This is a genomic window from Propioniciclava sp. (assembly GCF_036744435.1).
Classification (GTDB): Bacteria; Actinomycetota; Actinomycetes; order Propionibacteriales; family Propionibacteriaceae; genus Propioniciclava.
In genome coordinates, this window is record NZ_DAIOIA010000085.1 from 1 (window position 1) to 13,473 (window position 13,473).

Below are 13,473 nucleotides of genomic sequence, written 5' to 3' on the forward strand. Positions count from 1 at the left end.
GCTGGCGAGGGTGCGGGTGCTGGCGCGGAGGGCTCTGGCGCGGCGTCGGTCGGTCGCTGTGGGGGACGAGGCGCGGACGCGGGGGAGGCGAGCTCCGGGCGGGCGTCCTCGTGGCCGGAGGAGGTGAGTGACTCAGACACATATATGAGGGTACTCATTATTGAGTGAACTCAAAACGTGGCTAGAATGGGGGCCATGTCACCCACGGGACTCCTGGGCCGTCGTGAGCGCAACAAGGCCGAGAAGCGTCGCCGCATCGCCGAAGCCGCCGCGGCGCTGTTCGCCGCGCAGGGCTATGCGCGCACCACCACCCAGCAGATCGCTGCCGCCGCCGACGTCGCCGACGGCACGATCTTCCGCTACGCCTCCACCAAGCCCGAACTGCTGCTCATGGTCATGAACGAGCAGGTCGCCGACCTGGTGGAGAAGGGGCGGGTCGCCGCCGCGTCTGCCCCCACGGTCCACGAGGCGGTCGCCGCGCTCATGGGGCCCCTGGTCGCCCTGGTCCGCGCTCAGCCGGACGCCGCAGCCCCGTATCTGCGGGAGGTGCTGTTCGGGGAGGCTGGCGTCCACCGGGACGCCGCGCTCGCACTCGTGGACGGCACCGTCGCTCAGTTGGCCGAGATCCTGGCCCCCCAGGTGGATGCGGGTGGGGTGGGGCTCTCGGTGGAGGAGTCGGCCCGCTTCGTGTTCTCGACGCTGGTCAACGAGGTGATGCGCGGCGCGCTGGGGCGCTCGCCCGTCGGGCCCGAGAACCTCACGGCCCGGGTGGGTGTGTTGCTCCGGGGGCTTGGGGTCGTCTGAGGTTCAGGCGAGGGTCGCCAAGGCGATCGCGATGAAGTGGCAGATGGCCGCAGCGACGGTGCAGGCGTGGAAGATCTCGTGGAACCCGAACCATCGTGGCGACGGGTTGGGGGACTTGCGCGCGTAGACGAGCGCGCCGAACGTGTAGATCAGGCCCCCGGCCAGCAGCAGCACGACCACCGCGGGGCCGCCCGAGGCCCAGAAGGCGGGGAGCCAGGCGACGGCCGCCCATCCCATCGCGACGTACAGCGCGGTGTAGAGCCAGCGGGGCGCGGTCATCCAGGTCAGCTTGAAGGTGATCCCCGCCGCGGCGATGCCCCAGATCACGGCGAGCAGGATGGTGGCGTTGCGGGCGTCCAGCAGGGAGAGCGCCAGCGGGGTGTAGGTGGCCGCGATGAACACGAAGATGTTCGCGTGATCCATGCGGCGCAGGACGGCCTCGCCGCGGGTCGTCCAGCGGCCGCGGTGGTAGACCGCCGAGGTGCCGAACAGCAGGGTGGCCCCGAGCAAGTAGATGGCGATGCCGAGGCGTCCGGGCAGGGTCGGGGTGACCACGATGAGGGCCAGGCAGGCCACCTGCATGACGGGGGCCATGCCGAGGTGGAGCCAGCCGCGCAGGATGGGCTTGGCGGAGCCCGGTGCCTCCCTGTCGCGCCCCTTACTTGACGAAGCGTAAGTTACGGTCACGTAGGTAAGCGTAGGTGGCTGCATCCCTGGGCGCAAGCGTCGCGAGCCCGATACCGTGGGGCCGTGAAGATTCTTGCCACCACCAATGCGCCGTTCGAGTTCGAGGCCCCCGAGGGGGTTCAGGTCGTCCGCATCGACGAGGCCGAACTCGTCCAGGCGGAGAACCTCGACGCCGACGCCGCGATCGTCCAGGGTTGGACATCGCCCGCCGTGACGCAACTGGCGAAGGAAGCCACGCGACTGCAATGGGTGCAGACGCTGGCCGCCGGCCCCGACGGCGTCCTGGCCGCGGGTTTCCCCGCGAGCGTCACGATCACCAACGGTCGCGGGCTGCACAACCTCACCGTCGCGGAGACCGCGCTCACCCTCGCGTTGACGGGCATCAAGCAGGTCCCGGAGATGCTGGACGCGCAGCGCGAGACCCGCTGGGAGCACGACGAATTCGGAGCATGGCGGACGCTGCGGCCCAACGGCCGTCTCGGTTCGCTGATCGACACCAACGTGCTGGTGTGGGGTTTCGGCGCCATCGGCCAGCAGATCGCCCACAACTTCACGGCGATGCACGCCCACGTGAAGGGCGTCGCCAACACCGCGGGCGAGCGGGCGGGCTTCGAGGTGTTCACCGACGCCGACCTGCCCACGCTGCTGCCGCAGACCGACATCCTCGTCATGGTCCTGCCGAGCGCCGACGACACCCGTCAGGCCCTGTCTGCTGAGCGCATCGCCCTGCTTCCCGATCACGCGTGGGTCGTGAACGTCGGCCGCGGCGTCACGATCGACCAGGACGCCCTGGTGGCGGCGCTGACGGCGGGCGAACTGGGCGGGGCGGCCCTGGACGTCACTGATCCCGAGCCCTACCCGGCCGATGGACCCCTGTGGACCGCGCCGAACCTGGTGCTGTTCCCGCACGTGGCAGGCGGCGTCGCCTACGGTTCGAACGCCCTGCTCAACGACAACATCGCCCGGTTGCGGGCCGGGGAGACCCTGCGCAACGTGGTCGCCCGCTAGTTCTGCCTACGCTGGCGTCATGGCGTGGGGTGAACGGGTTCGAGAACTGGCGGATCGGCTCCACCCGGCCGGGCTGCTCTATTCGACCTACGAACAGCGGCTGTTCGCCGAACTGGACCGGGAGCGGCTCCCGGGCCACGTCGCCGTCCTCGCCGACGGGAACCGCCGCTGGGCGCGCCTCAACGCGCCCGGGGGTCCGCTGGTGGCCGGCTATCAGGCAGGCGCCAACAAGCTGAAGGCGTTCGTCGGATGGTGCGACGAGGTCGGCATCCAGGTGGTGACGCTGTGGGTGCTCTCCACCGAGAACCTCACCCGCAACCCCAACGACGTCGGACCCCTGCTCGGCGTCATCGAGAAGCTCTTCGTCGACCTGGCGGCCACCGGGCGCTGGCGGGTCAAGTGCGTGGGCGACACCGCATTGCTGCCGCCCGAGATGGCGGCGGCGCTGCACCAGGCCGAAGCCGACAGCGCGGGCAACGCGGGCATGCAGGTCAACATCGCCATCGCCTATGGCGGTCGCTATGAGCTGCGCGACGCCGTCCGCAAGCTCCTGCTAACCGAGGCGGAGAAGGGCACCGACCTGGCGGAACTGGCTGGCACGCTCGAGATCGACGACATCTCCGAGCACGTCTACACCGCGGGCCAGCCCGACCCCGACCTCATCATCCGCACCTCCGGCGAACAGCGCCTGTCCGGGTTCATGATGTGGCAGTCGGCCCACAGCGAGTTCTACTTCTGCGAGGCGCTGTGGCCCGACTTCCGCCGCGTCGACTTCCTGCGGGCGCTGCGCAGTTACACCAGCCGCGAGCGCCGCTACGGGCGCTGAGAGGCCCGCGCACGCGGCCTACTGCCATCTCAGGACCTCTGCCGGATCCTGGGCAGATGCGTTCCACGCAGGGACTGCTGAGGACACCAGGCCGGCAAGCAGACTGACCCCGACGCCCGTGAGGACGACCGGGAGTCCGACGTGCAACGGTCCGGAGTGGGCGAGCGTCATCGCAGCGGCGAGGGCTGGTGCCGTGGTCAAGGCGCGTGCCACAGCCGCGCGCTGCTTCTCGCCACCAGACAGTGCCCCGGCTAGGGCCTCGGCGTGCGACTCGAGCCCGACCTGACGTCCTTGCCTGAGAGGGAGATCGGATTGCGCTTCCCTGGAAGGGGATACGTCGGTGACCCGCGACCCCCGACACATCCTCACGGCCGTGGGCCTCCCTAGAGGGGGCGAATTGTCCTGCTAGAGGCGAGCCAACAGCACCTCAGCGATCACGGGCTTGATGTCCTCGGCGATCGGCAGGGCCGCCAGGCCGGCGACCCGGCGCGCCGGATCCGGGTTCTGGCTCAGGAACGCCCACAAGGCGTGCTTGTCGGGGTAGCCGACCTGCAACTGCGTGATCAGGGCGAACAGTCGGGCGTCCGCGTCCGGGACGAACCGGGTCGGTGGGGCGGTGAGCCGCACCGACGCACCGAGGGAGGGCTCCACCGCGCCCAGCTCGACCCGCAGCGTCCCGCTGGCGGCGTCATAGGTGGACCCGTAGGAGTCGACCTCGGCCCGCGCGATGCCGACCACCTCGAGCGTCCAGGTGCGAGGATGCGGCACCACGGAAGCGTCTCCCTGTACCGGGGCGATGACGAAGGTGCCGGACGCCTGGTCCCAGGTCAGCGTCGTCCGTGCCGCGACCGGCTCGGCGGCGTCGTCGTCCTCGTACAAGGTGAAGGCGCCATCGGCGCCCGCGAACACGCGGATCGTCAGCGCGGCGGGGTTGGCGACATTGAGGTCCTCCCCGTTCACGAGAGGGACGATCGCGCCCGCCTTGGCCAACACGGGGTATTGCTCCAACGTGCGGTGCAGCGTCACGAATCGTCCACCCGAGTAGGGGGTGCCGTCGAAGAAGTCGACCCAGGTGCCCTCGGGCAGCCAGGCGGTGGTGGCGGTCCGCAGGGTGCGCCGATCCCGCGGGGTCGTGGCGGGAGCGACGAGGAGCTCGCTGCCGAACAAGAACGTGTTGAGCGAGGAGAACACCGTCTCCTCGCGCGGATCGGCGTGGTACAGCGGGCGCACCAGCGGCGTCCCGGTCCGATGCGCCACCTCGTTCATCGTGTAGAGGTACGGGACCAGGCGGTGACGCAGCCGCAACGCCTCCGTCATGACCGTGCGCGCCTCGATGCCGAACATCCACGGCTCCTTGCCCATGAACGGGCTCGCCGTCGAGTGCAGCCGGTTGATGGGGGAGAAGGTGCCCAGCTGGAACCAACGGGCCACCATCTCGTCGTCACGGGTGCCGAACATGTGGCCGCCGATGTCGTGGCTCCACCAGCCGTACCCGATGTTGGCGGCGGTGGCGGTGAAGTAAGGCTGGAAGTCCAGCGAATCCCACGAGGTGACGGTGTCGCCGGAAAAGCCCACGGGGTAGCGGTGCGATCCGGGGCCCGCGTAGCGGCTGAACGTGATCGGACGCTTGCCCTCGCGGGCCGAGTCCAAGTAATGCGCATGGTTGAGCAGCCACAGCGGATCCAGCCCCGGCAGCGCCGACGAGGTGCCCTGCTGCCAATCCAGCCACCAGAAGTCGACCCCGGCGTCCTCCAGCGGGTGCAGCACCGTGTCGAAGTAGGCCGCCATGAACGCAGGATCGGCGACCGCGAACTCGATGACCTCCTGCGACTCGGGGTCGCGGCCCAGGCGTCGCGCCAACGCCGGGTAGGCGTCCTCGAAGGAGCGCACCCCGTCGGCGGGATGCAGATTCAAGGAGACCTTGAGGCCGCGCTCATGCAGTCCGGTCAGGAAGGCGTCCGGGGCGGGGAACAGGTCGGTGTTCCATGAGAACCCCGTCCAGCCCGAGCCGTGGCCGTCCGCCAACTCCACCCAGTGCCAGTCCATGTCGATGACGGCCACCGAGAACGGCATGCCCTCCGACGCAAACCGGTCCATCAAGGCGGTGTACTCCGAAGCCGAGTAGGGGTGATACCGGCTCCACCAGTTTCCGAACGCCCACCGGGGCAGCAAGGGCTGCGGGCCGGTGATCGCGTACAGGTCGCGGACGGCACCGGCGCCGTCATGTCCGTGGCCGAAGAAGTACAGGTCGGCGTCCCCGAGGCGAGGGGTGGGCCAACCGTCCTCGTCCAGGGCCAGCGAGGCGGCATCGTCCAGGGTCGCCCAGCCCAGGGCGCTGACCACGCCGGTGCCGAGTTCGAGCGCGCCGTCCACCTCGTCCAGCGTGCGCGCCGTGCCGCCCATGTTGCCGCGGGTGGGCCGTAGCACCGGCTCGGGATCACCGTAGTGCCACACGGTGTGGTGGCCCTGGGTGGAGTGCTGGCGCACCGTCAGGCCCGCCGACGAGAAGGGACGGCCGTCGTAGTCCAGGCGCAAGGCGTCGGTCTCCAGACGAATCCCCTCGCCGAGAGGGGTGACGGTGAACCGTGCCGGGGGCAGGTCGCGATGCCAGACCACCTGCGTCGCACGATCCTCGAACACGCCCGCGTCGGACCATTCCAGCCGCAGCAATCGGGGGGTCAGCACCGTCACACGCCAGTGCTCGCCGGTGACGCTCTGGTCCGGACGGGCGAGGGGGTGCATGACAGGACGGAAGCGCGGTGTCGGCGGCATGCGCATGACCGTATTACGCCAGATGAACAATCAGGGAACGTCGCCGCGTGTTGTGCAGGAATCGTGACCGGTGGGGTTACCTTCGCGTCAGGACGTCTCCAGCGGGCGTCCTCGAGAGGACTCCGGATGCGACTCCTTCCCCGACGGGATGCTCTCGGCTGAGAACCGCGGCCGAGTGGACGCAACGCTCGCTCGGCCCCGATTGGAAGGGACCGACGTGACCCAGCCCGCAACCAGCCTCGACCTCCACGACAGCACGGCAACCCGCGTGCGCAGCTACGTGATCGACACCTCGGTGCTGCTGTCCGATCCGAACGCGCTGCTCCACTTCGCCGAGCACGAGGTCATCGTGCCGGTGGTGGTCGTCACCGAACTGGAGGCCAAGCGGCACCACCCAGAGCTCGGATTCTTCGCCCGCAAGGCGCTGCGCTTCCTCGATGACGTCCGGGCCAGCTACGGCCGACTCGACGTGCCGGTCGCGATCAACGACGCCGGTGGCCTCCTGCACGTCGAGTTGAACCACACGGATCCGGGGGTGCTGCCCGCGGGGTTCCGCCTGGGAGACAACGATTCCCGGATCCTCGCGGTGGCCGCCAACTACGCCCACGAGGGACGCGAGGTGGTGCTGGTCAGCAAGGACCTCCCCTTGCGGATCAAGGCGGCCGCGGTCGGGCTGCTCGCGGAGGAGTACCGGCACGAACTGCCCCCGCAGACCGGGTGGACGGGCATGGCCGAGGTGGAGGTCGACGCGGACGCCCTGGACGCCCTGTACGAGCAGGGTTCGCTGGAGTCGCCTCTGGACACCCATGTCCACGCCGGAGTGGTGGTCCGCTCGGGAGCGTCGTCGGCGCTGACCCGGCTGCACCCCGGCGGACGGCTGCGGCTGATCCACTCGGAGCGGGACGTGTTCGGCCTGCGCGGCCGTTCGGCGGAGCAGCGCGTCGGTCTGGATCTCCTCACCGACGCCGACGTCGGCATCGTGTCGCTGGGAGGCAAGGCGGGCACCGGGAAGTCGGCGCTCGCGCTGGCGGCGGGCCTGGAGGCCGTCATGGAGCGGCGCCAGCACGACAAGGTGATCGTGTTCCGGCCGCTGTATGCGGTGGGTGGCCAGGAACTCGGCTTCCTCCCGGGAACCGAGCACGAGAAGATGTCGCCGTGGGGGCAGGCCGTCTACGACACGCTGGGTTCGATCGTCCACAAGACGGTCATGGACGAGGTGGTGGCGCGGAACCTGATCGAGGTGCTGCCGCTGACTCACATCCGGGGGCGCTCGCTGCACCGGGCCTTCGTCATCGTCGACGAGGCCCAGTCGTTGGAGCGTAACGTGCTGCTGACCGTCCTCTCCCGGATGGGGCAGTCCAGCAAGGTGGTCCTCACCCACGACGTGGCGCAACGGGACAACCTGCGCGTGGGGCGTCACGACGGCGTCGCCGCGGTCGTGGAGAAGCTCAAGGGCAACCCGCTGTTCGGGCATGTCACCTTGACCCGTTCCGAGCGCTCCCCGATCGCCGCCTTGGTGACCGACATGCTGGAGGATGCCGCCTGGTGACCTCGCCCCAAGCCTTGCCGGCACCGACCCGCCCCGATGGTGAAGCAGTTTTTTCACTTTGCTGAAACAGTGAAAATGCGCCTGACTTGCTGTCATCCCCGCGGGTGACACCGGAGGGGATCCCTCGGCCCCTCCGGGGCTCTTTCGGCCGCCCCCGGAGGCTCACGAACCTTGCTATTTTGGCTCGTGAGCCGCCTTCGTCAACCGGGGGCGACTCGATGGTCGGAACCGCTCCGCCGAGTGCGGTTCTGTCCCTTGGATCACGTCGCCGAGCGAGTTACTCGCCCCCTCGGAAGGCATCTCCGGTATGGAAGAAGAATCACATCCACACGTCCGCGGCGGGGTGGCGCCGCACCGAGGCGGGCTCCGCATCGCGAGTGCGGGGTTCCGTTTCGACCCGCCCTCGAACCACTCGGACGCGACACCTCCGAGCTATGGCGGCCTGGACTACCGGGTTCCCGGGACGCCGATGCGCGCGGTCAGCGGCATGAGGCTTCCCGTCGCCGACACGGAGCGGACCCGCAACCACCTCCTGCGCCGGGCCGGACTCGGCGTCGGCGCGGCCCAGCAGGCGGCCATCGCCGCGCAGGGCCTGGAGACGTGGCTCGCCGACCAACTGGATCCGGGGCTGTACGACCCGTCCGCGGTCGTGATCAATCGCTGGTTCCCCCTTGCGGTCGCCGACATCGACCAGACCCGCCGGTCCGTGGAGAAGTACGCCTGGGATGCTCAGACGGAGTATGCGCAGGCCACCTTGGCGCGGCAGCTCTTCAGCGTGCGGCAGGTCTACGAGGTCGTCGTCGACGTGTTCAGCAACCTGCTGCATGTCCCCACGCCTTCGGAGCGCGCCTGGGATGTGGGCGCCGACTACGGCAACCAGGTCATCCGGGCGCACGCTCTGGGGCGGTATGCCGACATGCTCCACGCCTCGGCACGGCACCCGGCGATGCTGCGTTCGCTGCACAACGACGAATCGCGTGGCGGCGTCGTCAACGTCGACTACGCGCGTGCCCTCCTCGACCTGCACACGGTCCGCTCGTGCACCGAGGGGGACGTCCGCGCCGCCGCGATGATCCTGTCGGGTCGTGGCTACGACCCGTCCACCGGGAGGTTCAGCTACGGCGCGACCAACCACGCGGTCGGACGCGTCATGGTGCTCGGTTTCGAGTCGCTGAACTCGAGCTACATCGACGGCTTGGAGATGGGCGACGACTTCATCGCCCACCTCGCCCGCCTTCCCGAGACGGCGCGCAACGTGGCCACCCGGCTCGCGGTCCGCTTCATCGCCGACTCGCCCAGCGACGCCATCATCGACCACCTGGCGCGCGTCTACCTGGCCCGCGACACCGATATCCGCGAGGTCCTGCTGGAGTTGTTCCGCAGCGACGAGTTCTGGCGGGCGACGGCGTCCAAGGTGCGGCGTCCCCTGGAAGACATCGTGGGCACCGTTCGGGCGTCCTGCGTGACGACGGCAACCGCCACCCGTGAGGGGGTCGCGGATCTGTACTGGACGCTGCGCAAAATGGGGCACGCGCCGCTGGGCTGGGATCAGCCGGACGGGTATCCCGACGTCGCCTCGGCGTGGCGATCCACCGGGCATCTGGGCGCCCGGTGGAATCTCCACCGGGCCATCGTCAGCGGCTGGCGCAAGGGGCTTACGCCGTCCGCGGAGTTCTCCCGGGCCGTGGTGCCGGTCGAGGGCACGACGGTCGACGCCTGGGTCACCGAGCTCGCGTGGCTGACGTTGGGGCAAGAGCCCACCGATCAGATCCGCCAGGCGGCCTACGCTTTCCTGGGCCTCGCCGGGTACGACCTGGTGCCGCCCGCTCTCGCTCCGCTCGCGGCACGGATGGCGGCGATGATGTTCAACTCGCACGCGTACGTGGTGCGCTGACCGGCTCCTAGGCCGGGCGGCGGTCCGCTGCGGGCGTGGCCGGTCGATCCGGTTGGAACGGTCTGCGAGAATCCCGGGCATGGCACGGCAGCAGCGGAACTCGACGGCCACGCAGATGGTCGTGGCGATGGGGGTCTTGATGGTGCCCATCGCCATCATCGTCGCGTTCTTCACCTACAACCCGCCGCCCACGATTCAGCAGGTGGACTACCTCCCGGTGGCGCGGGTGGCGGCTCAGGAGTCGCCGTATCCGGTGCTCGTGCCGGACAACCTGCCCGAGGGCTGGGTGGCGACGCGGGCGAGGTGGACGTTGGAGGGGCGTCCGGGGCTGAACGGCGATCCGGCAGCCGGGAACACGTGGCAGTTGGGCATGCTCTCGCCCGAGCAGACGTATGTGGCGGTCGACCAACGAGACTCCTCGCAGGAGTTGTTCGTCCAGCAGGTGACGCGCGACGGGGAACCCGCCGGGGAATCGACGGTCGGGGCGGCGGTGTGGCAGCGCCACGTTTCCGAGGATGGCCGGACCCGTTCGCTCGTGCACCGGGGTGAGGTGGCGACGATCGTGAGCGGTGATCTGCCCTTCGAGGCGCTGGAGGCGTTCGCCTCCACGTTGGTGCCGGTGGCGGCCTAAGGGCCGGGGCAAGGCGCCTGGACATGAAAGAAGCCACCACGACCGCGTTGTCGTGACGGCTTCATCGGAACGGTGGCTCAGATGTGGTGAGCCCGGGTCAGGTTCTCGCTGACCTGGTTCCACATGGTGATCATGTGACGAATCATGGTGTCCCTCCTCTCGTGTGTCGCTCTGACATGTCCTACTTTAGGTCATGCGGACTAATATAACGATAAACGGGATGGCAACTTTCCATGAACGCACGGCGAAGGGCCGCACCCGGCGTGGGTGCGGCCCCTCGGCTCACAACGACGTGGGCTAAGACGTCGCCTTGACGGAGATGTGCACGTGATCGAGGTGGTTCTCGGTGGCGCTGCCGCGGTCTTCCATCGTCCGCCAGCCGCGCGACGGGTAGGACGCGTTGTACTGCTTCTGCCGGTAGATGATGTAGGTCACGTTGTACGTGCTCGCGTTCGCGGCGAAGTAGTTCGCGATCTCCCAGCCCAGATCGATGCTGGACTGGCTGGACCAGTTCGGGATCATCACGTCGACGGCGCGCCCGTTCGGATGGTCGGAGGACCAGTTGGACGACGCCCGCCAGCCGTAGATGGTGCGGATCTGCGGGTAACTCGCCACCACCCGGTTGAACACCGTCTTGGCGTTGCTGTTGAGCTGGGAGATGCCCGAGGTGGTGAGCCCGGAGGGAATGGCGACCGAGCCGCCGTCGACGAGGGAGGCCGACCCGCCTCCGGCGCTGGTGTAGGCCTTGAACACCCAGCGGACGGTGCCCTGGTAGATGACCTGCAGCCGGTCGCCGCTGGTGACCCCCGTGGTCTGCAGGGTGGCGCCCCGATACACCGTGGCGACCACCGAGCCGTTGGCCGCCGAGGTGGCCCGCACGTACAGCGAACCCACCGTCACCGTGACGGAGCCGGTCGCCTGCGGGGCGCTCGGCGCTGCGGGACCGGTGCTGCCGACCGCGGTCGTGTACCGGGTGGCGATCCATCGGTTGACGCCCTTGTAGACGATCTCCGTGTAGTCCGCCGTCGTCTTCCCGGTGGTGTCGACGACCGACTTGGCGGGCAGGACGCCGTCGGGGGCGTCCGACAGCGAGCCGCCGGTGCGCAGGTACAGGCTCGCCGTGGTCTGAACCTGACCGGTGACGGCACTGGTCGAGGTGGCGCCCTTCGTGAGGTAGTTGGTCGAGATCCAGCGGTTGGCGCCCTGCCACACCACCTCGGTCCAACCACCCGAGGTCTTCCCCGTGACGGCGACGGATGCTCCCTTGGCGGCCACGCCGACGACGGTCGAGGAGGTGCTGGGGGAGGTGCGGACGTTGACCGCCGAGGTGACGCTCGCCGAGCCGGAGGCCCCGGTGGTGGCCGCCTGCGCGGCGCCGCTCGAGGAGGATCCCCCGGTGACCTTCAGGTAGCTCTTGTACACCCAGCCGGTCAGGCCCGACGTCGTGGTGACCTGGTACCAGCCGCCCTGCGAGGACGCCGAGACGACGCTCTGCGCGGGGCTCAGGGTGCCGAGAACCCGGTAGGAGGTGCCGGGTCCTGAACGGACGTTCACCCAGGTGGTCGCGCTCAGCGTCTGGGTCGCCCACGCCCCGGCGGACAGCACCACGCCGCTCGCGCCCAGCACCGTCAGGGCCATGCATGTGGCCACGAGCTTGCTCTTGAGTCGTCCTGCGCGTCGCACGTTGATGGTCCTTCCCCAGGGGTCGCCACAGTGCGGCGGCCAGGCGTACCGGTCATGAGCCTTGGGGAAGGTAAGGCCCGCTTCAGTACAACCTGAGGATGAGCATCGATTCAACTCAGATCTGAGAATCCCCCGTGGGGGTGGGCGTGAGTGGGTGTCCCCTTCGGGTGGGACCGGCCGGGGGTGGTGCGCTCCATCTCCCCTTGTCAGGGGACTTTCGGCGGAGCGCTGCTGGGGCGCAAGCAGGTGGCGGACGCGAGGCGTCCCGGGGGAGGTCACCTCGAGGGTCGGTCGAGGGTTGCCGCGCTTGTCCCGGCGGGGACGGGTCCTGCGCCGCCGGTTCAGGCGCTGAGGGTCAGCCAGGACCGCTCTGCGTCGGCCACCCAAGCAGCCGTCGCACCCCACGCTCCGGCCGGAAGCCAGCCCGCCTGCCAGTCCTGGGTGGTCAGCGGCAAGGCGACGGTGAGTTCACTGAGCTGGGCGATGACCTCGGGGCTGGCCTCCAGCGGCAGGGTGGTGACGCGTCCGGTGCGAGCGTTCGCGTCGAGGGTGTCGAGCACGCCGGAGTCCAGGCTGCGCGCCACCAGGACGAGGGGGCGGCCTTGATCGCGGGCGTGCCGCAACGCGGGGACCAACGCGACGGGGTCGGCCAGGTCGGCATCGGCCAGCAGCACGAGCGGATGCTCGAGGGCGGCGAACCGGCCGTGCGGGGCGGGGACGCCCGTGTGTCCGGGCTGCGGCTGAACCGTCAGGAACGCGCTGGTGGTACGGGTGGGGACGCTCAGGGCGTCGCCGAGGCCCCCCAGCAAGGAGGCGAGGCGCTCGTCGTCGAGGAGGGTGCCCCCCGTGGCGGCGTCCACCTCGGACTGAGCGGTGTATCCCGCGTTCGCGCGGGCCGTGGCCCGCCGGTCGGCCCACCAGCCGTACCAGACGACGGTGACCCCGACGACGAGGATGACGGGGATGCCCCACACGGGAGGGATGAACATGAGGCCGCAGTCACGGACCGGGATCGGGGCGGGGAGCCTCGGGAGGTACGTCCTCGGCCGGGGTGCTGTTGCTCAGCCGGCGTCCGGCCAGCACCAGGGCGGCGCCAAAGACGCCGAATCCGACCAGCCAGGCCAGCATCACCGGGTCGAGTAGCCGGGCGGCCGGGGCGACCAGGGCCAGGGAATCGACCAGGGCGACGACGCACACGCCCGCCATCCCGATCAGCGTCCACGCCTGCCCACCCGAGGCGCGGTCGGCCCCCGGGGTCAGCGCGTGGGAGCGGTAGTTCCGGACTCCGACCCAGGCGTAGATCGCGACGACGAGCATGGCGATGTAGGCGGCCAGCATCCCCGCAGGCGGCGGCAGGAGGAAGATGCCCACCCCGATCGCCACCTCGGCGATCCCGAGGATGGCCGAGACGGGAAAACTGACCCGGGGTGCGCCCAGCGTCGTGAACCCGGTCGCGCGCCCGCTGAGGAACCGCCCCACCCCGGTCGCGACGAAGTACGTCGTCACCAGCAGCGAACTGAGCAGCATCAGTGCGCCCACGAAAGCGTCCACCAGATTCTCCTCAGTTCACGGTGCGTATCGACCCCAGTCTAGGGACTCTCCCGCGACGCCACCCGGCC

General features: G+C 69.6%; 11 protein-coding genes. 6 read left to right on the plus strand and 5 right to left on the minus strand.

The genetic code is table 11. The features are described 5' to 3' along the window. Positions 1-195 precede the first annotated feature (195 nt). Positions 196-804, plus strand: a complete 609-nt coding sequence (locus tag V7E09_RS10930; protein WP_324523381.1) for a TetR/AcrR family transcriptional regulator — start codon at positions 196-198, stop codon at positions 802-804. Positions 805-807: 3 nt separating this feature from the next. Here V7E09_RS10930 and trhA read toward each other — a convergent pair whose 3' ends face one another. Then, on the minus strand, positions 808-1,491 hold the full coding sequence (trhA, locus tag V7E09_RS10935; RefSeq protein WP_324509653.1) for a PAQR family membrane homeostasis protein TrhA: 684 nt from the start codon (positions 1,489-1,491) through the stop codon (positions 808-810). 63 nt (positions 1,492-1,554) lie between these two features. Here trhA and V7E09_RS10940 point away from each other — a divergent pair, with 63 nt between their 5' ends. Continuing rightward, positions 1,555-2,499, plus strand: a complete 945-nt coding sequence (locus V7E09_RS10940; protein ID WP_324523382.1) for an NAD(P)-dependent oxidoreductase — start codon at positions 1,555-1,557, stop codon at positions 2,497-2,499. 19 nt (positions 2,500-2,518) lie between these two features. Beyond that, positions 2,519-3,325 (plus strand): isoprenyl transferase, encoded by an 807-nt coding sequence (locus V7E09_RS10945; RefSeq protein ID WP_324509651.1) that lies wholly within the window; start codon positions 2,519-2,521, stop codon positions 3,323-3,325. Between the two features lie 405 nt (positions 3,326-3,730). On the opposite strand, the gene V7E09_RS10950 is transcribed toward V7E09_RS10945, so the two are convergent. After that, complete coding sequence (locus V7E09_RS10950; protein ID WP_324523383.1) at positions 3,731-6,067, minus strand: glycoside hydrolase family 31 protein; 2,337 nt, start codon at positions 6,065-6,067, stop codon at positions 3,731-3,733. Between the two features lie 247 nt (positions 6,068-6,314). Between V7E09_RS10950 and V7E09_RS10955 the strand changes: the two genes are divergently transcribed. The 3 genes from V7E09_RS10955 to V7E09_RS10965 all read left to right on the plus strand — a co-directional run bounded on the left by V7E09_RS10955 (position 6,315) and on the right by V7E09_RS10965 (position 10,171). Then, on the plus strand, positions 6,315-7,646 hold the full coding sequence (locus V7E09_RS10955; RefSeq protein ID WP_324509649.1) for a PhoH family protein: 1,332 nt from the start codon (positions 6,315-6,317) through the stop codon (positions 7,644-7,646). 307 nt (positions 7,647-7,953) lie between these two features. Then, on the plus strand, positions 7,954-9,540 hold the full coding sequence (locus V7E09_RS10960; RefSeq protein WP_324523384.1) for a DUF1800 domain-containing protein: 1,587 nt from the start codon (positions 7,954-7,956) through the stop codon (positions 9,538-9,540). Positions 9,541-9,619: 79 nt separating this feature from the next. Beyond that, positions 9,620-10,171 carry a DUF4245 domain-containing protein gene (locus V7E09_RS10965; protein ID WP_324509647.1) on the plus strand — a complete coding sequence of 184 codons (552 nt, stop codon included), beginning with the start codon at positions 9,620-9,622 and terminating at the stop codon, positions 10,169-10,171. Between the two features lie 297 nt (positions 10,172-10,468). Here the strand turns inward: V7E09_RS10965 and V7E09_RS10970 are convergent, their stop codons facing one another. From V7E09_RS10970 to V7E09_RS10980, 3 genes are all read right to left on the minus strand, one after another. Beyond that, a complete protein-coding gene (locus tag V7E09_RS10970) occupies positions 10,469-11,854 on the minus strand; it encodes an SH3 domain-containing protein (protein ID WP_324509646.1) in 1,386 nt (461 codons plus the stop codon). Between the two features lie 341 nt (positions 11,855-12,195). Then, positions 12,196-12,843: a hypothetical protein gene (locus V7E09_RS10975; RefSeq protein WP_324523385.1), complete on the minus strand. Its 648-nt coding sequence runs from the start codon at positions 12,841-12,843 to the stop codon at positions 12,196-12,198. A gap of 10 nt (positions 12,844-12,853) precedes the next feature. Further along, on the minus strand, positions 12,854-13,405 hold the full coding sequence (locus V7E09_RS10980; protein WP_324509644.1) for a hypothetical protein: 552 nt from the start codon (positions 13,403-13,405) through the stop codon (positions 12,854-12,856). Between the last annotated feature and the right edge of the window lie 68 nt (positions 13,406-13,473).

Coding starts and splice junctions, on each gene's coding strand:
- V7E09_RS10960 (WP_324523384.1), top strand. CDS start 7,954: ATGGAAGAAGAATCACATCCACACGTCCGCGGCGGGGTGGCGCCGCAC.
- V7E09_RS10965 (WP_324509647.1), top strand. CDS start 9,620: ATGGCACGGCAGCAGCGGAACTCGACGGCCACGCAGATGGTCGTGGCG.
- V7E09_RS10950 (WP_324523383.1), bottom strand. CDS start 6,067: ATGCACCCCCTCGCCCGTCCGGACCAGAGCGTCACCGGCGAGCACTGG.
- V7E09_RS10930 (WP_324523381.1), top strand. CDS start 196: ATGTCACCCACGGGACTCCTGGGCCGTCGTGAGCGCAACAAGGCCGAG.
- V7E09_RS10975 (WP_324523385.1), bottom strand. CDS start 12,843: ATGTTCATCCCTCCCGTGTGGGGCATCCCCGTCATCCTCGTCGTCGGG.
- V7E09_RS10945 (WP_324509651.1), top strand. CDS start 2,519: ATGGCGTGGGGTGAACGGGTTCGAGAACTGGCGGATCGGCTCCACCCG.